This is a genomic window from Bradyrhizobium sp. Mp27 (assembly GCF_029953005.1).
In the GTDB taxonomy this organism is placed as follows: Bacteria; Pseudomonadota; Alphaproteobacteria; order Rhizobiales; family Xanthobacteraceae; genus Bradyrhizobium; species Bradyrhizobium barranii.
In genome coordinates this window covers 1-17,468 of sequence record NZ_JASAUS010000071.1, presented here as the reverse complement: position 1 = coordinate 17,468, position 17,468 = coordinate 1, and the positions used below count along the sequence as shown (strand labels likewise).

General features: G+C 66.2%; 19 protein-coding genes. 7 read left to right on the top strand and 12 right to left on the bottom strand.

Features of this window, described 5'->3' with window-relative positions; all coding sequences use genetic code 11:
• Positions 1–15: 15 nt before the first annotated feature.
• The 6 genes from QJT78_RS29295 to QJT78_RS29270 form a co-directional block, all read right to left on the bottom strand.
• Positions 16–660, bottom strand: a complete 645-nt coding sequence (locus tag QJT78_RS29295) for a YoaK family protein (RefSeq protein WP_028151815.1) — start codon at positions 658–660, stop codon at positions 16–18.
• Positions 661–726: 66 nt separating this feature from the next.
• Positions 727–2,481 carry a SulP family inorganic anion transporter gene (locus QJT78_RS29290; protein WP_038944118.1) on the bottom strand — a complete coding sequence of 585 codons (1,755 nt, stop codon included), beginning with the start codon at positions 2,479–2,481 and terminating at the stop codon, positions 727–729.
• Between the two features lie 96 nt (positions 2,482–2,577).
• Positions 2,578–2,850 (bottom strand): helix-turn-helix transcriptional regulator, encoded by a 273-nt coding sequence (locus QJT78_RS29285; RefSeq protein ID WP_014492044.1) that lies wholly within the window; start codon positions 2,848–2,850, stop codon positions 2,578–2,580.
• Positions 2,851–3,209: 359 nt separating this feature from the next.
• The gene (locus tag QJT78_RS29280) at positions 3,210–5,258 is read right to left on the bottom strand and encodes an elongation factor G (RefSeq protein WP_028151817.1); all 2,049 of its coding nucleotides are present in this window, start codon (positions 5,256–5,258) and stop codon (positions 3,210–3,212) included.
• Positions 5,259–5,411: 153 nt separating this feature from the next.
• Positions 5,412–5,894, bottom strand: a complete 483-nt coding sequence (locus QJT78_RS29275) for a DUF992 domain-containing protein (RefSeq protein WP_028151818.1) — start codon at positions 5,892–5,894, stop codon at positions 5,412–5,414.
• 172 nt (positions 5,895–6,066) lie between these two features.
• Complete coding sequence (locus QJT78_RS29270; RefSeq protein WP_028151819.1) at positions 6,067–7,269, bottom strand: pyridoxal phosphate-dependent aminotransferase; 1,203 nt, start codon at positions 7,267–7,269, stop codon at positions 6,067–6,069.
• Positions 7,270–7,851: 582 nt separating this feature from the next.
• Here QJT78_RS29270 and QJT78_RS29265 point away from each other — a divergent pair.
• From QJT78_RS29265 to QJT78_RS29240, 6 genes are all read left to right on the top strand, one after another.
• A complete protein-coding gene (locus tag QJT78_RS29265; protein ID WP_028151820.1) occupies positions 7,852–8,502 on the top strand; it encodes a glutathione S-transferase family protein in 651 nt (216 codons plus the stop codon).
• A 152-nt stretch (positions 8,503–8,654) separates the two neighbouring features.
• Complete coding sequence (locus QJT78_RS29260; RefSeq protein ID WP_014492039.1) at positions 8,655–8,831, top strand: hypothetical protein; 177 nt, start codon at positions 8,655–8,657, stop codon at positions 8,829–8,831.
• 73 nt (positions 8,832–8,904) lie between these two features.
• Positions 8,905–9,063 (top strand): hypothetical protein, encoded by a 159-nt coding sequence (locus QJT78_RS29255; protein ID WP_085965621.1) that lies wholly within the window; start codon positions 8,905–8,907, stop codon positions 9,061–9,063.
• 128 nt (positions 9,064–9,191) lie between these two features.
• Positions 9,192–10,004 (top strand): PAS-domain containing protein, encoded by an 813-nt coding sequence (locus tag QJT78_RS29250; protein ID WP_028151821.1) that lies wholly within the window; start codon positions 9,192–9,194, stop codon positions 10,002–10,004.
• 87 nt (positions 10,005–10,091) lie between these two features.
• Positions 10,092–10,547 (top strand): GNAT family N-acetyltransferase, encoded by a 456-nt coding sequence (locus QJT78_RS29245; RefSeq protein ID WP_028151822.1) that lies wholly within the window; start codon positions 10,092–10,094, stop codon positions 10,545–10,547.
• A 262-nt stretch (positions 10,548–10,809) separates the two neighbouring features.
• On the top strand, positions 10,810–11,751 hold the full coding sequence (locus QJT78_RS29240; protein WP_028151823.1) for an aldo/keto reductase: 942 nt from the start codon (positions 10,810–10,812) through the stop codon (positions 11,749–11,751).
• Positions 11,752–11,769: 18 nt separating this feature from the next.
• Here the strand turns inward: QJT78_RS29240 and QJT78_RS29235 are convergent, their stop codons facing one another.
• The 3 genes from QJT78_RS29235 to QJT78_RS29225 form a co-directional block, all read right to left on the bottom strand.
• Positions 11,770–12,093: an antibiotic biosynthesis monooxygenase gene (locus tag QJT78_RS29235; protein ID WP_028151824.1), complete on the bottom strand. Its 324-nt coding sequence runs from the start codon at positions 12,091–12,093 to the stop codon at positions 11,770–11,772.
• Positions 12,094–12,170: 77 nt separating this feature from the next.
• Entirely contained in the window at positions 12,171–13,388 is a 1,218-nt protein-coding gene (locus tag QJT78_RS29230; RefSeq protein ID WP_049810331.1) for a DUF1501 domain-containing protein, read from the bottom strand.
• A gap of 2 nt (positions 13,389–13,390) precedes the next feature.
• A complete protein-coding gene (locus tag QJT78_RS29225; protein ID WP_281460377.1) occupies positions 13,391–14,947 on the bottom strand; it encodes a DUF1800 family protein in 1,557 nt (518 codons plus the stop codon).
• A 114-nt stretch (positions 14,948–15,061) separates the two neighbouring features.
• Here QJT78_RS29225 and QJT78_RS29220 point away from each other — a divergent pair, with 114 nt between their 5' ends.
• Complete coding sequence (locus QJT78_RS29220) at positions 15,062–15,283, top strand: cysteine-rich CWC family protein (RefSeq protein ID WP_028151827.1); 222 nt, start codon at positions 15,062–15,064, stop codon at positions 15,281–15,283.
• Positions 15,284–15,456: 173 nt separating this feature from the next.
• Here the strand turns inward: QJT78_RS29220 and QJT78_RS29215 are convergent, their stop codons facing one another.
• From QJT78_RS29215 to QJT78_RS29205, 3 genes are all read right to left on the bottom strand, one after another.
• The gene (locus tag QJT78_RS29215; RefSeq protein WP_028151828.1) at positions 15,457–16,155 is read right to left on the bottom strand and encodes a glutathione S-transferase family protein; all 699 of its coding nucleotides are present in this window, start codon (positions 16,153–16,155) and stop codon (positions 15,457–15,459) included.
• Between the two features lie 113 nt (positions 16,156–16,268).
• Positions 16,269–16,499, bottom strand: a complete 231-nt coding sequence (locus QJT78_RS29210; protein WP_028151829.1) for a hypothetical protein — start codon at positions 16,497–16,499, stop codon at positions 16,269–16,271.
• Positions 16,496–17,275, bottom strand: a complete 780-nt coding sequence (locus QJT78_RS29205; RefSeq protein ID WP_028151830.1) for a sulfite exporter TauE/SafE family protein — start codon at positions 17,273–17,275, stop codon at positions 16,496–16,498. Before QJT78_RS29205 ends, QJT78_RS29210 begins: the two co-directional genes overlap by 4 nt.
• Between the last annotated feature and the right edge of the window lie 193 nt (positions 17,276–17,468).

Below are 17,468 nucleotides of genomic sequence, written 5' to 3'. Positions count from 1 at the left end.
GTCCCGCCGGCTCTGTCAAGCGCGCGGCCGCCGCATCGCCGCAGCCACGATCGCAGCCAAAGCCAGCGCCGCGGCAGCGGCGAACCAGATCGCGGCGAGGTTGATCCGGGCATAGCCGAGCGCGCCGCCCGCCGAGCCCGCAACGAGCGCCGCCCACAACAGCAGGTTCGGCACCCAATTCCAGCGTGGCCCGCCGGTGAGGCTCGCCGCGAGGAACTGGCCGACCTTGACCAGCGCGCCCGTGACATAGGTGAGGCCGAGGCCCGCGCCGCCGTCGATCTGGAACACGGCGTTCTCCAGGCCCATCGCGAGCACGATGGCCGCGATCGCGAGGTTCGACAGGCCATAGGCATGGCAAAGTCCCGCCGCTGCAAGCAGCCCGGTTTCAATGAGAAGCAGCCAGGGCTGCCGCTCGGCCCCGCCGCCGAGCACGACGAGGCTGCCCGCTGCGGCTCCGGCCACGAACAGCGCGATCAGGCCGAGGGCGCTGGCGGCCTGCCACCACTGCGCTTCCGCAAGGCTGACGCCGAGACGCGTGGAGTTGCCGCTCATGAACGAGACGAAGAGGCCGCCGAGATGCAGGAAGCCGATGCCGTCGACATAGCCCGCCAGCATGCTGAGCGCGCAGGCCAGCGCGATATTGCGACGCGAATCCAGCATTCCCTGCACCACCGCCGTGACGCGGCAGTGTCGATCAAATCGGCCGGCTTGAGAATTGCGCTGCCGTCAGGTCGCGGCCGCGTCATCGGCCACGGGCCGCGCCGCGCCGCCCTTGATGTCGGCAACGGCACGCGCGATCGTCTCGCGATAGCGCGCACGCGGCGGCGTCACGCCATGGGTGAGCAGCGCGCGGCGAACCGCGGGCGAGGCCCCGGTGATGAACAGACGGATGCCATGGCGGTGCGCCTTGGCGGCGACGCGGCCGAGCACGTTGGCGGCCGTCGAATCCAGGAACGGCACCGCGGCGAAATCGACCACAAGACCCTTGCGCTGCTCGGCGATGCCGTCGAGCACGTTTCCGATTGCCGAGGCGGCACCGAAGAAGAACGCGCCGGTGATGCGATAGATCAGCACGTCGCGATCGATGGCGAGCGCGGGATCGTAAGGCACGCGCTCGCCATTGCCGTCATCGGGACGATCGGCAGCCACCAGCGGGGAGCGCTCCTCGATGCCCGTCATCTCCGCCATGCGGTGGATGAACAGCACCGCGCCGAGCGCGAAGCCGACCAGGATGCCCTCGGTCAGGTCGCGGAAGATGGTGAGCAGGAAGGTCGCGAGCAGGACGACGGCATCGCCCCAGGATGAGCGCAAGAGCGTCGCGAATTCGTGCTTCTCCGCCATGGTCCAGGCGACGACGACGAGCACGGCGGCGAGCGCGGCGAGCGGGATGTAGCTCGCGAGCGGCGCTGCGATCAGCATGAACAGCAGCAGGAAGACCGAATGCAGCATGCCCGCGAGCGGCCCGCGCGCGCCGGCGCGGATGTTGGTGGCGGTGCGCGCGATCAGGCCGGTGACGCAGATGCCGCCGAACAGCGCCGAACCGATATTGGCCGCGCCTTGCGCCACCAGCTCGCAATTGGAGCGGTGACGGCGTCCGGTCATGCCGTCGGCCACCACTGCCGACAGCAGCGATTCGATCGCGGCCAGCAGCGCGAACGAGATCGCATCCGGCAGCACGGCCGTCGCCTTCGCAAGCGAGAACGCAGGTAGCGACGGCGACGGCAATTCGCGCGGAATACCGCCGAACCGGCTGCCGATGGTTTCGACCGGCAGCGACAGCACGGCCGTCGCGACCGCCGCGAGCACGACCGCGATCAGGATGCCGGGCCAGGACGGCCGCCAGCGCCGGAGGCCAGCGATGACGGCAATGCTGACGATCGCGACCGCGACGGCGGAGGGATTGATCGTGTGCAGGCCTCCAGCGAGCGCAACGAGTTTCGGCACGAATTCGCTGGGCTCTTTGCCCGCCAGCGTGATCCCGCCGAGATCGCGGAGCTGGCTGGCGAAGATGATCACGGCGATGCCCGCGGTGAAGCCGACCGTGACGGGGTAGGGAATGAACTTGATGTAGGTGCCGATCCGCAACAGGCCCGCGGCGATCAGGACCATGCCCGCCATCAGGGTGGCGAGGATCACGCCGTCGACGCCGTGCCGCTCCGCGGTCACCGCGACCAGCACGATGAAGGCGCCGGCGGGCCCGCCGATCTGGAAGCGACTGCCGCCAAGCAGCGACACGATGAAACCGCCGACGACAGCGGTGTAGAGCCCGCGGTCCGGCGTCACGCCCGAGGCGATTGCGATCGCCATCGACAGCGGCAGCGCGACGATGGCAACCGTGAGGCCCGCGAACACATCGGCGCGGAGATCCGCGAGGCCGTAGCCTTCGCGCCAGACGGTGACGAGCTTGGGGAGATAGAGTTCGGCAAAAGTCGGTCGACGCAGCTGATGCAGCTTGCCTGCGTGTTCGCCTGTGATGCTCATGTCCGCAGAGTGCTCCGCTGCCCACAATGCTCGGGTGCATCGTGCAGCGCGCGCGTGCGACGATGCGCTAGCTCATCCCAAGCACGATCAACGCGATCATGCTCCCACGCGGCGCGGCGGCCCCGGCTCCTTCAGGCGAACGCCCCGCCCGCCGCTGTCGCTGCGGGCCTGCTCGCCGATCAGCTCGACGCCGGCCCGATCGAACGCCTCGACCACCTTGATCAAGGTCTCGACCACGCCGCGCACATTGCCGGTGCTGGCCTCCATCCGCTGGATGGTCGGCAGCGAAACGCCGGCGAGCTCGGCCAGGGCTTTCTGGTCAATGCCAAGCAGCGCGCGGGCTGCCCGCATCTGGAACGACGTGATCACCGTGGCCTCACGTATCAGAGCTTATAATTGATATCTGGAGCATGCACAATGATGTAAAATACATCATTGCGGGGCGAATGCAAGGATCGTCCGTCATCGTCACGCTCTGCTCCGTCATCCTGAGGTGCGAGCGAAGCGAGCCTCGAAGGATGGGCGGCCCGGATGCAGCCGGGCCGTGCATCCTTCGAGGCTCGCCGCGCAGTGCAATGCACTGCGCAACTCGCACCTCAGGATGACGGAGTTACGGATTCGCTGCGCTCGCAATGACGCGTGGAGAGAGCGCAGCCTCGCTTCTCCCTCCCCCGCGAGGGCGGGAGAGGGAGCGAGAGAGTTGCGCGTGCCTTACCGTGCGAGACGGATCACGCCGCGTGCTGATGCGCGGCGATGATCTGGTCGGCGGCGCGGCCGGTCACCTCGGCCATGTGGTCGAACTGACGGGTGAAGCTGCCGGCTCCAGCCGTGGCCGAACGCAGCTCGACGATGAGCTCGCCGATCTCCGCTTCCGGCATCATGGCACGGACGCAGTCCCATCCGCTCCAGCCGTCACGGGTGTCGAAGCCGAGGATCTGGCCGCGCCGCGCCGACAGGATCGCGTTGATCTTGGCGGTGGCGTCGGTCGGGCAGACGATCTCGACCACGTGGATCGGCTCCAGCAGAACCGACTGGCATTGCGGCAGGCCTTCGTTGAGTCCGACCCGCGCCGCCGTGCGGAAGGCGAGGTCGGAGGAGTCGACGCTGTGATAGGAGCCGTCGGTCAGCGTCACCTGCACATCGGTGACGGGGAAACCGAGCGGGCCGCGCGCCAGTCCGTCGACGACGCCCTCTTCCACCGCGCCGATATAGTTGCGCGGCACCGCGCCGCCCACGACCTTTTCGGCGAACTTGAATCCCTCGCCGCGCGGCAGCGGCTTGATGTCGAGCACGACGTCGCCGAACTGCCCGTGGCCACCGGACTGCTTCTTGTGCCGGCCGCGCTGGACGATCGGCTTGCGGATGGTCTCCTGGTAGCCGATCGCGGGTGGCTGCGAGGTGATCTTGACGCCGAAGCGGTCGCGCAGCCGCTCGCTCGCCACGCGCAGATGCATCTCGCCCTGGCCCCACAGCACGGTGTCGTGGGTCTGGGCGTTCATCACGATGCCGAGCGAAGGATCCTCCTCGTGCAGCCGGGCAAGGGCCTGGCCGAGCTTGACGTCGTCCTTGCGGTCGGTGGCGGCGACCGAGATCGCGAGCACCGGCGGCGTCGGCTCCGGGGCGAACAGCGCAGCCGGCGGGGACTTGCCGCTCGAGACCGTGTCGCCGGTCTTGATCGGGTCGACCTTGGCGAGCGCAACCGTGTCGCCGGCTTCGGCCGCCGCACGCTTGGTATCGTAGGCGCCGTTGACGGCGAGGATGCCGGAGATGCGGCCGCTCCCGCCGGAGGCGGATTGCAGCGTGGCTCCGTCGTCGAGATGGCCGGCGAGCAATCGCGTCAGCGACAGCTTTCCGCCGTGCTGCGAATGCAGCGTCTTGAAGACGTAGCCGAGCGCCTCCTTGCTGGCCGGCACACCGAGACGCTTTGCAGTTTCCTCGACGCCGGGCGCCTCGTGGCGCAGGGCCTTCATCAGGCGCAGCACGCCGTTTTCACGCGCGGCGGCACCCAGCAGCACGGGGCAGATCTGCCCCTCGCGCAATTCGCGCGCGAGATCGTCGAACACCGCATCGCGCGGCGGCTGGATGTCCTCGAGCAATTGCTCCATCAGCGCGTCGTCGTGATCGGCGAGCTTCTCCAGCATCGAGAAGCGGGCCTCCTTCTCGCGATCGAGATCTCCGCCTTCGAGCGCGACCACCTCGGAGGCCTTGTGCTCGCGGTAGATGAACGCACGTTCCAGCGCGAGATCGACGAAGCCCTCGATCAGCTCGCCCTTCCAGATCGGGATCTGGCGCAGCACCAGCGGTACGCGCGAGGCGGGCTGGAGTGTTGCCAGCGTCTCGCGGATGCGCTTGTTGGCGCGATCGATCTTGTTGAGGAACAGGAAACGCGGGATCTTCAGCTCCTCCAACTCGCGCAGGATGATCTGAAGCTGCGGCAGCTTCTTCTCGTCGGCCTCGCAGACCACGACCGCGGCGTCGACAGCGGGAAGCGCTGCGCGCATGTCGTGGGCGAACTCAACGGAACCGGGACAATCGAGGAAGGTGTAGCTGTCGCCCATGAAACTCGTGGTGGCGGCAGTCAGGCCGACGGTCATCTTGTGATGACGGGCCTCCGCGGAGGCGTCGCCGACGGATGTTCCGGCGTCGACGCTGCCGGCGCGGGGGATTGCGCCCGTTCGCGCCAGTATTGCTTCGAGAAGTGTGGTTTTACCGCTTTGGAATGGGCCCACCAGCGCGATGCACCGTGGACCTCGGGGACTTCTGACGTCTTGTCCCATTCGCCGTCTCCTTGGTGTGGAGCTCGGCCCATGATTGGGTCGGCAAACGCCGATGCTCTGCCCGTCCCCGAGATTTGGCAAGCATCAAAAATCGCTGCGGTGCGTCGTTGCCGAGATCGCGCCGGACCGACGCGATCTGCACACGCGAAATTGTCAACGACCCGGACGGAGTTCCAGACTCTCGAGGCCGGCGGCGACGTTGAGGCCGACCTGGCCCTGCACGCTGAGCGGCTGGAGCGCGATCGAATTGTTGGAGCCACCGACCAGTGCGTTGCCACCGATACCGACGCCGACCGAGGCGCTGCCCTGCGCGCCGGCATAATTGCCCGAGAGATCACCGGGGCCGAGCCGATCGACCGGCGCGAACACGCCCCAGGCAAGCGTGGTCTCCTGGGTGATGCCGATGTCGAGGCCCACTTTGCGGATGGTCGCGACGTAGCGATCCTCCGGCAAACCGTCGGCACGCAGGACGCAGCCGAGATTGGTCACCGATCCCACGATGAAGCCGACGCTGGCGCCGCCGCGGCATTCGAGCACGCCGACCCGGACCATCCGCTGCTGCTGAGCGCCGCTGTTTGCGACGGAGGCAACGAGGCTGGCCGCGGCGAGCCCGGCGAGGATGAACGAACGGCGCATGAAAGTCTCCGGCCATGAATGTGATGCGAGCAGAGAGAGCGCCCCACCCGTGTTGCGCGATGGTCTATGCCACAAGAGCCGTGGTGGTGCCAGATCACGCGTGACGATAAGCGTGCAAACAATAAAAAGGCCCGCCGGAGGCGGGCCTTTTCGATAGGTACTTGCGACAAGCTCAGCGGAGATTACCGCAGAAGCGCTGGATGCGCTTGCAGGCGTCTTCGAGGTCCGAGGTCTTGGTCGCGTAGGAGATGCGGAATGCCGGGCCGAGGCCGAAGGCCGAACCCTGCACCACGGCGACGCCTTCGGTCTCGAGCAACTCGGTCACGAAGGTCTCGTCATTGTCGATCACCTTGCCCGACGGCGCGGTCTTGCCGATGGTGCCGGCGCAGGAGGGATAGACGTAGAACGCACCTTCGGGACGCGGGCACTCGATGCCCTTGGCCTGGTTGAGCATGGAGACCACGAGGTCGCGGCGCTCCTTGAACACCTTGTTGTTGGCGGGGATGAAGTCCTGCGGACCGTTCAGCGCTTCGACCGCGGCCCATTGTGCGATCGACGACGGGTTCGAGGTCGACTGCGACTGGATCGTCGACATCGCCTTGATCAGCTGCGCCGGACCGCCGGCGTAGCCGATGCGCCAGCCGGTCATGCAATAGGCCTTCGACACGCCGTTCACGGTGAGCGTGCGGTCATAGAGTTTCGGCTCGACCTGCGCGACCGTGGTGAACTGGAAGTCGTCATAGACGAGGTGCTCGTACATGTCGTCGGTCATCACCCACACATGCGGATGCCTGACCAGCACGTCGGTGAGCGCCTTCAGCTCGGTCCTGGTGTAGGCCGCGCCGGTCGGGTTCGACGGCGAGCACAGGATCACCCATTTGGTCTTCGGCGTGATGGCGCGCTCCAGCGCCTCGGCCTGGAGCTTGAAGCCATCAGCGGCGGTGCAGACCACCGGCACCGGCTCGCCGCCGGCGAGCGCCACCATCTCGGGATAGCTGACCCAGTACGGCGCGGGGATGATCACCTCGTCGCCCGGATTGATGGTCGCCATCAGCGCGTTGTACAGCACCTGCTTGCCGCCGGTGCCGACGATGATCTGGTTCGGCTTGTAGGCCACGCCGTTCTCGCGCTGAAACTTGCCGATGATGGCTTCCTTCAGCTCGGGAATGCCGTCGACGGCGGTGTACTTGGTCTTGCCGGCTTCGATGGCATGGATCGCAGCCAGCTTGATGTTGGCGGGCGTGTCGAAGTCGGGCTCGCCGGCACCGAGGCCGATGACGTTGCGGCCCGCCGCTTTCAGCGCACGTGCTTTATCCGTGACCGCGATGGTCGCGGACGGCTTCACACGGTCGAGCGCAGCGGCAAGGAAGGACATCGTCATCTCCTGACAAGCGTCGTGAACCCTTTGGCCTCACGACTCCGATTGTGGGAATGAGCCACCCTAAAACGTGCGCCGCTGCGCCGCAAGAAACTTCGGCCCGATCTCGAAAAAGTTTACGGATCTGGAGCGTTTCAAGGCGCGTTTTCCCGCAATTTTCCGTAACTTTACCGCCGGAATCCCTCATATCCGGCAAGGCCTGTCCTCGGAGCAATTTTGCGCGTTGATCGCCATGAAATCTGACCGTCGTCATGCCCGGGCTTGTCCCGGGCATCCACGTTCTTTGTGCCGTGTGTCGAGGCGTGGATGGCCGGGACAAGCCCGGCCATGACGATGCGGAAGCTTCTGCGTCCTAACCGCTCTCGCGAGGCGCGATCGTCCCGCGGCCGCGCGCTAACGCAAGCGTGATCTGATCTGCAGCGTCGCACGAAAATGATCTTCCGCGGCATTGCGGTGCGGTAGGGTTTTCGAGTTTTTCTATGGCGCGGGTCTTGCGGCGGATTCGCAACGGCATCATTGTTTAGCCGCGGTGCGGGGCAACGAACACCGCGCCTTCCCGTCCTCGGAACGAACTCCAGAATGTACAAGCTCTATTCGATGCAACGCTCCGGCAACAGCTACAAGGTCCGCCTTGCGCTAGCTCTGTTGAACGTGCCTTACGAAGCGGTCGAGGTAGACATTCTGCGCGGCGAGAGTCGCACGCCGGACTTTCTGACCAAGAACCCGTCGGGACAAGTGCCGCTGCTCGAGGTCGGCGACGACCGCTATCTCGCCGAGTCCAACGCCATCCTCTGGTACGTCGCGGTCGGCACGCCGCTTGCGCCCGAGAACCGCATCGACCGCGCCGAGGCGCTGCAATGGATGTTCTTCGAGCAGCACGCGCTCGAGCCGAACATCGGCGCCGCCTATTTCTGGCTGTCGCTGGTCAAGGGCGGCCGCGATCTCCAGACCCACTCCCTGGAAGACTGGATGGAGCGCGGCTATGGCGCGCTCCAGGTGATGGAGAACCACCTCAAGACCAACGCCTATTTCGCCGCCCGCCAGCTCACGGTCGCCGACATCGCGCTCTACGGCTATACTCACCTCGCCGAGCGCTGCGACTACGACCTCTCGACCTTCCCGGCGATCCGGGACTGGCTGAAGCGCGTGGAAGCTGCGCCCGGCTTCGTGGCGATGGACTGGCGTCCCGCCGACGTCGACGACCCCGCCAGCATCGCGGCGGGCGCCTGACGGCGCGCTGGCTCCGGGAATAGCGGGCATAAGAGCAGTTTATGCCGCATTCTCGCCATTTTCGGCGGCATGGCCGCCCCAATATTGCCGGTTGAAACAGGGAAATTGTTCGAGTCGCGGGTGATTCGCTCGCACGTTGAAGGATTTAGACCATGATTCGGGCGTCCGGCACGGCAGGCTTTCGAGGCCCAACCGTTACCGTTTCGTCTTCCCGGCTGACCAACGCGGTCGTGGCCTCGCTCGCCGTCGCCGCGCTCTCGCTGTGCCTGATCGTCACCCTGACTGTGCTGTCGACCAAGGCGACCATGGCGATGGGCCTGCCGGTCTGATCCCCGTTTCATCCCGGACCCGCCTTCAAGGTGCCACGCGGCCCGCGTCGACCGGCATCGCGACAGGACACCGATGAAATCGCCTGTGGTAGTCGTTGCAATCACCCTGACCGCGGCCATCCTGGTCGCGGCATCGCTGTTGATTTTCACCGGCGTGCGCAAGAGCTCGGGGACGTCGACGCTGAATGCGCCGGCGCAGCAGCAGCGCCTCAGGCACGCGCATTTGGCCTAAAATCATCCGAAAGCTTTGCCCTTGCCGACAAGTGCTCCTTAAGCGCACCGCATGAAATCGCATCGCATGGGCGCAACGATCGGCCAGTGTTGCGGCCTTACCTCGTTCGGGAGGAGCGAGACTGGCCCATGCGGTTCGGATGGCGTGCGATCTCCGGTCCGGCGCTGACAGCGGCAATTGCGCTGCTGGCGATCCTGCTCGATCGCTATATCCATGTTCCCTCGCCTGCGCCCCTGTTCGTCTGCATCGTGGCGCTCGCCGGCTCGCTGTCGGGTCTCGCTTCCGCCATGACCAGCGCTGCCGTCGCGGTGATCGGCGCGGCGTTGTTCTTTCTGGCCCACCGGGCCCTGCCGGGCTATGCGGCGGCGGATCTGGTCCGGCTCGGCCTCCTCGCCGTGACGGCTGCCGGCACGGCCGCAATCACCGGCCTGATGCGCGAGCGGCTGCTCGGCACATTCGCCGCCGAGCGCCAGAGCCACGCCACCGCCGCGCGGCTGTCGGCCGCGCTCGATCAGGTCGATATCGGCATCGTGTTGCTCGACGCCGAAACGCGTGCCGAATTCATCAACCGCGCATTTCGCGACTATTTTGCGCTGCCGGACGAAGTGGCCGACGGCAAGCCGCCCTTCATTGCGTTGATGTATCACGGCCGCGACACCGGCGCGTTCGAGCTGCCCGAGAATGAGCTCGGCACCTTCATCGCGCAGCGGATGGAAATGGTGCGGATCGGCGATGCCACGCCGATCAACATCGCCTTGCGCAATGGCGAGGTGCTGCGCTTCGTCTGCGCCGTCCTGCCCGATGGCGGGCGCATGCTGAGCTACACGCCCGTGACCGACCTCGTGCGCCACACCGACCCGCCCGCGCGCGCCGAGTACTACCGCTCGCTGCGCGATCCCGCGGGCCGCAGGCTGATGCGGTACTTGCGCGTCGCGGAGTGATGTGACGGCGCGATTGATCGGCAGTGCGATCATCACGTATGAAGGACGCTTCATCGCCTTGCGTCCTCCGAGATCGCGGAAACCCACATGTCGCTCACCATTCGCTCCGTCACGAAACAGGACTACGATCAATGGCTGCCGTTGTGGGATGGCTATAACGCTTTCTACGGCCGCTCCGGCCCGACCGCGCTGGCGCCCGAAATCACGCGGATGACGTGGCAGCGCTTCTTCGATGGCTATGAACCGGTGCATGGGCTGGTCGCCGAGAGCGACGGCAAGCTGCTCGGCATGACGAACTATCTGTTTCACCGCAGCACCACGGCGATCGAACCGTCCTGCTATCTGCAGGACCTGTTCACGCTGGAGGCCTCGCGCGGCAAGGGCGTCGCCTCGGCGATGATCTACGGCGTCTACGAGCGCGCAAAGCTCGCAGGGTCCCCGCGGGTCTACTGGCAGACGCACGAGACCAACGTCACGGCGCAGAGCCTGTACGACAAGGTCGCCGAGCGCTCCGGCTTCATCGTCTATCGCAAGATCTTCTGATCGCGGCAGCCGCGAAGTCCCTGTGGATAACTCGGCCTGTCACCGGCACGTAACACACCGGGATTAAGTTGCAGTTGCGTCTGATCAGGCCCCCCGTCACCGATCAAGCGCCCCAAAGCGGTCCCCGTCAGTCGCCGCGTCTGACTGGGGCCGCATTTTTTTAACGTCAGTTCCCGGCAGCATGGCAGCAACGCAAGGCGGCGCCTTGCCGCTCGCGCGCACGGCAGCCACAATGGCCTGCTTTCTCCTGACAGGACCTCCCATGGAAATTCGTAATCTCGGCGCCTCCGGCCTGCGCGTGTCTGCGGTCGGGCTCGGCTGCAACAATTTTGGCCAGCGCATCGACCTCGAGGCCTCGCGCAAGGTGATCCATCGCGCGCTCGATCTCGGCATCACGCTGTTCGACACCGCCGACATCTATTCGGCCATGGGCGGCTCGGAAAATGTGCTCGGCGCCGTGCTGGGCGATCGCCGCAAGGACATCGTGCTGGCGACGAAATACTCCAAGCCGATGGCGGAGGACGGAACCAAGCAGGGCGCCTCGCGCCGCTACATCATGGCGGCCGTGGACGCGAGCCTGAAGCGGCTGAAGACCGATTACATCGATCTCTACCAGCAGCACGATTATGACCCGCTGACGCCGATCGAGGAGAGTCTTCGCGCGCTCGACGATCTCGTCCGCCAGGGCAAGGTCCGCTACATCGGCAATTCGAACTTTCCCGCGTGGCGGATCGCGGAAGCGGAGTATGTCGCACGCGCGATGAATGTCAGCCGCTTCGTCTCATGCCAGGACGAATATTCCCTGGTCGTGCGCGACATCGAGAAGGACCTGCTGCCGGCAGCAACGGAATACAAGCTCGGCCTATTGCCGTTCTTCCCGCTCGCAAGCGGACTTCTGACCGGCAAATACAAAAAGGGTGAGTCCGCACCCGGCGACACCCGCTTTGGCCAAACTCCGCGACTGCGCGACCGCTACGTCACCCCGCGCAACGAGGCGATCGTCGAGAAGCTACAGGCCTTTGCGCAAGCGCGCGGACACTCGATGCTCGAGCTCGCCTTCTCCTGGCTCGCCGGCCGCCCGCAGGTCTCGAGCGTCATCGCGGGCGCCACCCGCGTCGAGCAGATCGAGCAGAACGTCAAGGCGATCGCGTGGAAGCTCAGCGCCGATGAGATGGCGGAGATCGACAAGATCACCCAGGGCTGATGTTTAAAGCGCGGCGCGTTACTTCGCGCCGCGTCCCACCGTCTGCATCACCTCAAAGCCTTCGAACTGGGGATGGCCGAGATAGAGCGGCTTGTTATCGCCAGCGCGCTGATGCGCCGCGCGAAACGCCTCCGACTTGGTCCACGCCTCGAACGCGGCATGGTTCGCCCAGATCGTGTGCGAGGCATAGAGCGTGTGGTCCTCGAGCTCGGGACCGCGCAGCAGATGGAATTCGACGAAGCCCGGCACCCCGTCGAGAAACGTGTCGCGCGAGAGCCAGACCTGTTCGAAAGCGGCTTCAGAGCCCTTGGCGACGCGGAAGCGGTTCATGGCGATGTACATGCGGGTGATCTCCTGATGCTCGGCTCATCATGTCGTCATTCCGGGACGTACCGCAAGGCGCGGGCCCGGAATGACGGCTAAGCAACCAATCCCTTCATCGGCCGCGCTCCCGCGCTGTCCGGGAACACCGTCTCCGCCAGCACGCGATCGGACAGGCCGAACTGTCCCTGCAGCACGCCTTTGATCACGGAGCGCAAATCCGTGGTCGGCTTGAGGTCGCGGCCTTCGTAGAGGCTGGCGAGCTTGAGGCCGGGCCAGTCGGAGATGACGCGGCCGCCTTTCACCGCGCCGCCGGCGAGCAGCGCGATCGTTCCCGTGCCGTGATCGGTGCCGTCGGTGCCGTTGATGCGCGCGGTGCGGCCGAACTCGGTGGCGACGACGATTGCAGTGTCGCGCCAGCGCTCGCCGAGGCCGCTTTCGAACTCAGCAAGCGCGCCATCGAGGCCGCCGAGCAGGAAGGCCAGACGCCCGACCGGACCGCCTTCATTGGCATGCGTATCCCAGCCGTCGAAAGCGAGCGCGGCGATGCGCGGGCCGTCATCGGCCGCCATCAGCTTTGCGGCACCGCGCGCGACCTGCCGCATCTGCGCGACCTGGTTGCCGGGCTTCGGCTTCATGTCGTCGCCGCTCGCGGCCTTCTCTAGCTGGAGGCCCTGCGACAGCGCGGAGGCCAGCGCGGGATCGCGGTGGCGATAGAGATCGACCAGCCGCATCGCGGTGTCGTCGTCGGCTTGCGGCAGCGCCACCGGCGCCCAGCCGACGGTCGGTGCATTGCCACGCAAGACCAGCGGCGTGGTCGGACCGACCGCGAGCCCGCTCGACACACGCTCGCCGCGCGGCAGCGCTTCGAGCGCGCGATTGAGCCAGCCGGATTGCACGCGGCCGGGGCCGGCATAGCCGCTTTCGAGCACATCCTGGCCGTCGAAATGCGAGCGGTCGCGATAGGGCGTCGCAACGGCATGGATCACCGCGGCATGCATGTCGCGATACATGCGCGCGAATTCCGGCATCGCCGGATGCAGCGCGAAGAAAGTATCGAGCATGATCGCGGGATGCGCGCCGTCGGAGGCAAGCGCGATCGAGCCGTGCAGGCCGGCATAATCGGGGTCACCGAGCGGCGCGACGGTCGAGAGCCCGTCGAGCGCGCCGCGCAGGATCACCACGATCAAGCGCGGATCGCGCCCGCCGGCCGCGCGGGCGAATTTCGGCAGATAGGCCCAGGCCGCGAAGGACGCGCCGCCGAGCAGCAGGCCGCGGCGCGAGGTGAGGAGCCGGTTCTCGACGCAGTCGATCATCATCATCTCCTCTGCATTTCCGGCGACATCAGCAGCAGCGCCAGCGCCTGCTGCCGCGACTCCGCGCGCTCGATGGTTTTGCGCGTTTCGATTGAGGCCGCATCCGCAGCCGCGAACTCCAGCAGGTCGAGCGGATCGATGTTGTTGCCGAGCCGCGCGCCCATCTGCGCGGCGATGTCGAGCCTAAGCTTGATGCCTTCGGGCGCAGCCCATGCGGCGCTGGTATCCGGGAAGCCATTGGGACCGGCCGGCGACCACAGCGGCTGGCCGAGCAGATTCAGATTATTGAGATAGCCGCCGGGATCTTCCGGCACGCGCGCGAGCAGCCGGCCGCTCGCGACCACGAAGTCGTAGGGCGAGCGCATCTTGGTCAACGGCGCCTTCCACGCTTCGTCGGAATCGACGAGCGTCGTCGCCATCGCCTTGAGATCACCGTCGGTCTTGACGAAGACGTCGCGCAACCGCGCCACAAGCGCCGGCGGCGGATCGTCGGCAACGAAATGGCGGACGAATTTGGTGGCGATGAAATTGGCGGTCGAGGGATGGCGCGCGATGTCGGCGAGCGCGGCCTCGCCCTGCGCAAGTCCGGTCGGCCCGTAGGTCTTGCCGAGCAGCATTTGCGGCCCGGGCTGGTGCGCGTTGGCGTTGAACACGAAGGAGCCGGGCGTGCCCAGCTGCCCCTGCCGGCCGGCAAAGGTCCAGCCCGTGATGATGCGCGCGAGCGAGGTGACGTCGTCCTGCGTGTAGCCGCCGCCGACGCCGAGCGTATGCAGCTCCATGATCTCGCGCGCGAGATTTTCGTTGAGCCCGCGCTTGCGGTTTTGCCCGGCGCGCGAGTCCGGCCCGAGCGATTGCTGGTTGTCGAGGAAGAACAGCATCGCCGGATGCTGCTCGACCGCCCTCAGCATGTCGGCGAAGCGCCCGAGCACATGCGGCCGGATCGCCTCGCGCTCGAACGCGCCGGCCCAGATCCGCGCCAGCTCGCCCTTGCTCGCGGAGATGCAGAAATGGTTGGACCAGAACACCGCCAGCCGCTCGGTGAAGCCGCACTCGACCAGCGTCGCGCGCTGCAAGCGCGCCAGCGCCTCGGCGCGAAAGGTTTTCTGGATCACGTTGAGCGGCTGCGGCGCGGGTTTAGCCGCCGGCGGTGCGGCCATGTTGGGCTGCATGGTCTCGGGCTTCGCGGCTGTGTCAGCCGGCTTCGCCTCCGCCATCTGGCCCGCGATCTCGGTCGCGACCGTGTTCAGCGAAAGATTGCGGCGCAGCCCCGGCTTCTGATCGGCCGGTGCCTGCTGCGCCCCTTCAGCGGGCGCGGCGGCCTTCGCGGCCTCGCGCGCCTGCTTGACCTGATCCTGATAGGCGAACACGGCCTGCCCGAGTTGCGGCGTCGATTGCAGCGCCGGCGCTTCCAGCAGCACGCCGTTGGGGCGCGCGAGTTCCGCCTTCACGAAGCCGCGCGGATCGGACGCCGCATTGATGAGATCGCCGGACGCCCCGCCGCGCGCTCCGAAACCGAAACGGTTGAGCGCGACGAGGGCAGCTTGCGAATCGCGGGCCATCGATGTGTCCTTCGCGCGTTGCCAACCGCTTTCCGAGTCTGAGCGCAGCGCCTAATATACCGTAGCGGGAGATGAACCCGGCATGAAAATGACGGCGCAGCTTTTGGGCAGATCATGACAAATCCGAAAGAATTCCCCTTCGAATTTCCCTTGCCGGAACCGCGCCGCCTCGCCTGCTCCCGTTGCGGGACCGAGTTCGGCTGCGATCTCTCGGGAAACTGCTGGTGCGCGGAGGAAACGGCGCGCCTGCCGATGCCGGTCAAGGGCGAGGATTGTTTGTGCCGGGAATGTCTGCGCAAGGCGGCGGCGGAGGCGGCGAGCGCGGCGGCTCGTTGAACGCGCGAGATCACCACACACTCGGTGTCGTCCCCGCGAAAGCGGGGACCCATAACCCCAAGCAGAAATTTGGCGAAGACTCGTCGTTCCGGTACTCCGACCATCTGCACTCGATAGATCACGCGGTATGGGTCCCTGCGTTCGCAGGGACGACGGTGTCGAGAGAGCCTGCCTTACACTGCGTGCCCCGGCGATGTCCGCGCCATGCCGTCGAACGCGTCGAGCAGTTTTTCGCGCCACGCATAGACGGGATCATCCGCTTCCAGCAGCCTGAACGGGCTCACCACACGCGCCCACTGAAAACCGCCGAACACGATGTAGTCGGCATAGTTCGGCGCGCTGCCGCCGATATAGGGCTGCCTCTTCACGGTCTGCCGCATCACCTCGAGCGATTTGCGGAATGCGACGACGCCGGTGTCGCGGCTTGCCATCACGTCTTCCAGCGTCTTGCCGCCGAAACGCGCCTCGCGCGACTGGCGGAAATAAGTAGCATCGACCTCCGCGAGATTCGTCGGGATGTCGGCGATGATCAGCGGAAAGATGCCGCCGACGATGGCGATGTCGCCCCAGGCATTGAGCATGCGCGCCATGGCGCGGCCGCCCTCGCCGCCAAACAGCGACGGCTGGTCTGGAAAATTGTCTTCGAGATAGTTCGCGATCGCCCAGGAATCGATCACGGGCTTGTCATGATGCAGCAGCACCGGGACCTTCTCCGAGCCGTGCGGCGAAATCGCGCTCTTCTCGGTGAAGCGCCAGGGCAGCGATTCCGCCGACAGGCCCTTGTGCGCCAGCGCCATCCGCGTGCGCCAGCAATACGGGCTGAACGGGCGCGAAGCGTCGGTGCCGACGAGTTCGAAGAGCTTGAGCGACATGGCTGGTGTTCCGTCATTGCGAGCGCAGCGAAGCAATCCAGACTACCGCCGCGGAGACATTCTGGATTGCTTCGCTTGCGCTCGCAATGACGATGTGGAGGCGGAGGTGTGTGTCACCGCCCGTTCGTGCGCAGCAACCTCTCGCCGTCCGTCGTCACCGCGATGATCAGCCCCACGCCTGCAATCGTCTCGCGGGTGACGTAGCCGCGCTCGGCGGCGTCTTCCCAGATGGTGAGGCGCGGGCACGAGGTCTTCCAGGTCGCGATCACCTCGGCATAGGCGCGCGGCTCGCGCGCGACCCATTCGACGAAGTCCAGCACCAGCGGGTCGGCGTTCTCGCTCATTGCAAACCTCCCTTGTCGAAGGCGGCCAGCACCGGCGTTCGAACCAGGAGCCAGCCGCCATAGGCCATATAGTAGCAGGCGATGGTGGTGATCAGCTTGTTCGACCAGGTCACGAATTGCTGGTCGGTCATGGCTTCGAGGATGCGCCGCGCCAGCGTGGTGCCGAGCATCGAGGCTGCGATCGCGACGCCGGCGAGCACGGGATCAAGGCTCGCGGCCTGGTCGATGATGCCGCCGAAATAGACGAGCTTGGTGAAATGGCTGACGAGCTGGCACATCGCCTTGGTCGCCACCTTCTCGCGCCGGCCGAAATCGCCGCCGAGGAAGAAGGTGTCGAGCAACGGGCCGGACACGCCGGTCATCAGCATCAAGCCCATGCAGATCGTACCATAGACGGTGCCCTGCCAGAGGCGGCCAGGATCCGGCTTGATGTTCGACGGCAGCAGCCGCGCCATGAACGGGGTGACGCCGAGCAGCAGCAGCGCCATCGGCTTGTCCGGCACATAGCGGGTGAGCGACCAGGCCGCGAGCGCGACGGCTGCGCCGACCATGTAGTTCGCGACCGGCCGCCAGCGGATATGCGCGCGCCAGAGCAACGCGCGCCAGCCGTTCGAGGCCATCTGCGTGATCGCATGCAGCACCATCGCGGTCGGCAGCGGCATCAGCGCCAGCAGCACGCCGATCAGGATCAGCCCGCCCGCCATGCCGAACAGCCCCGACAGGAACGCGGTGGCGACCATCAGCAATCCAAGGGCAGCGATCATGATGGGCGTCACGAGAGGATCTCCGGTGTTGTCGCGACTTGAGTCAGGGACGCAGAGTGCTTCACTCCCTCGCCCCGCTTGCGGGGAGAGGGTGGGGTGAGCGACTGTGTTCGCTGTCAAGCGGGTTGCCATGGTGTTTTCGTCCTGATCATGACGTTGAGGATGGTCAGCAGCTTGCGGGCGACGGCGATCAGGGCAACGAGCT

What these genes read in the sequence shown, in the direction of transcription:
- QJT78_RS29295 (WP_028151815.1), bottom strand. Translation starts at nt 660, where the DNA reads ATGCTGGATTCGCGTCGCAATATCGCGCTGGCCTGCGCGCTCAGCATG.
- QJT78_RS29290 (WP_038944118.1), bottom strand. Translation starts at nt 2,481, where the DNA reads ATGAGCATCACAGGCGAACACGCAGGCAAGCTGCATCAGCTGCGTCGA.
- QJT78_RS29280 (WP_028151817.1), bottom strand. Translation starts at nt 5,258, where the DNA reads ATGGGACAAGACGTCAGAAGTCCCCGAGGTCCACGGTGCATCGCGCTG.
- QJT78_RS29275 (WP_028151818.1), bottom strand. Translation starts at nt 5,894, where the DNA reads ATGCGCCGTTCGTTCATCCTCGCCGGGCTCGCCGCGGCCAGCCTCGTT.
- QJT78_RS29270 (WP_028151819.1), bottom strand. Translation starts at nt 7,269, where the DNA reads ATGTCCTTCCTTGCCGCTGCGCTCGACCGTGTGAAGCCGTCCGCGACC.
- QJT78_RS29265 (WP_028151820.1), top strand. Translation starts at nt 7,852, where the DNA reads ATGTACAAGCTCTATTCGATGCAACGCTCCGGCAACAGCTACAAGGTC.
- QJT78_RS29260 (WP_014492039.1), top strand. Translation starts at nt 8,655, where the DNA reads ATGATTCGGGCGTCCGGCACGGCAGGCTTTCGAGGCCCAACCGTTACC.
- QJT78_RS29255 (WP_085965621.1), top strand. Translation starts at nt 8,905, where the DNA reads ATGAAATCGCCTGTGGTAGTCGTTGCAATCACCCTGACCGCGGCCATC.
- QJT78_RS29250 (WP_028151821.1), top strand. Translation starts at nt 9,192, where the DNA reads ATGCGGTTCGGATGGCGTGCGATCTCCGGTCCGGCGCTGACAGCGGCA.
- QJT78_RS29245 (WP_028151822.1), top strand. Translation starts at nt 10,092, where the DNA reads ATGTCGCTCACCATTCGCTCCGTCACGAAACAGGACTACGATCAATGG.
- QJT78_RS29240 (WP_028151823.1), top strand. Translation starts at nt 10,810, where the DNA reads ATGGAAATTCGTAATCTCGGCGCCTCCGGCCTGCGCGTGTCTGCGGTC.
- QJT78_RS29235 (WP_028151824.1), bottom strand. Translation starts at nt 12,093, where the DNA reads ATGTACATCGCCATGAACCGCTTCCGCGTCGCCAAGGGCTCTGAAGCC.
- QJT78_RS29230 (WP_049810331.1), bottom strand. Translation starts at nt 13,388, where the DNA reads ATGATCGACTGCGTCGAGAACCGGCTCCTCACCTCGCGCCGCGGCCTG.
- QJT78_RS29225 (WP_281460377.1), bottom strand. Translation starts at nt 14,947, where the DNA reads ATGGCCCGCGATTCGCAAGCTGCCCTCGTCGCGCTCAACCGTTTCGGT.
- QJT78_RS29220 (WP_028151827.1), top strand. Translation starts at nt 15,062, where the DNA reads ATGACAAATCCGAAAGAATTCCCCTTCGAATTTCCCTTGCCGGAACCG.
- QJT78_RS29215 (WP_028151828.1), bottom strand. Translation starts at nt 16,155, where the DNA reads ATGTCGCTCAAGCTCTTCGAACTCGTCGGCACCGACGCTTCGCGCCCG.
- QJT78_RS29210 (WP_028151829.1), bottom strand. Translation starts at nt 16,499, where the DNA reads ATGAGCGAGAACGCCGACCCGCTGGTGCTGGACTTCGTCGAATGGGTC.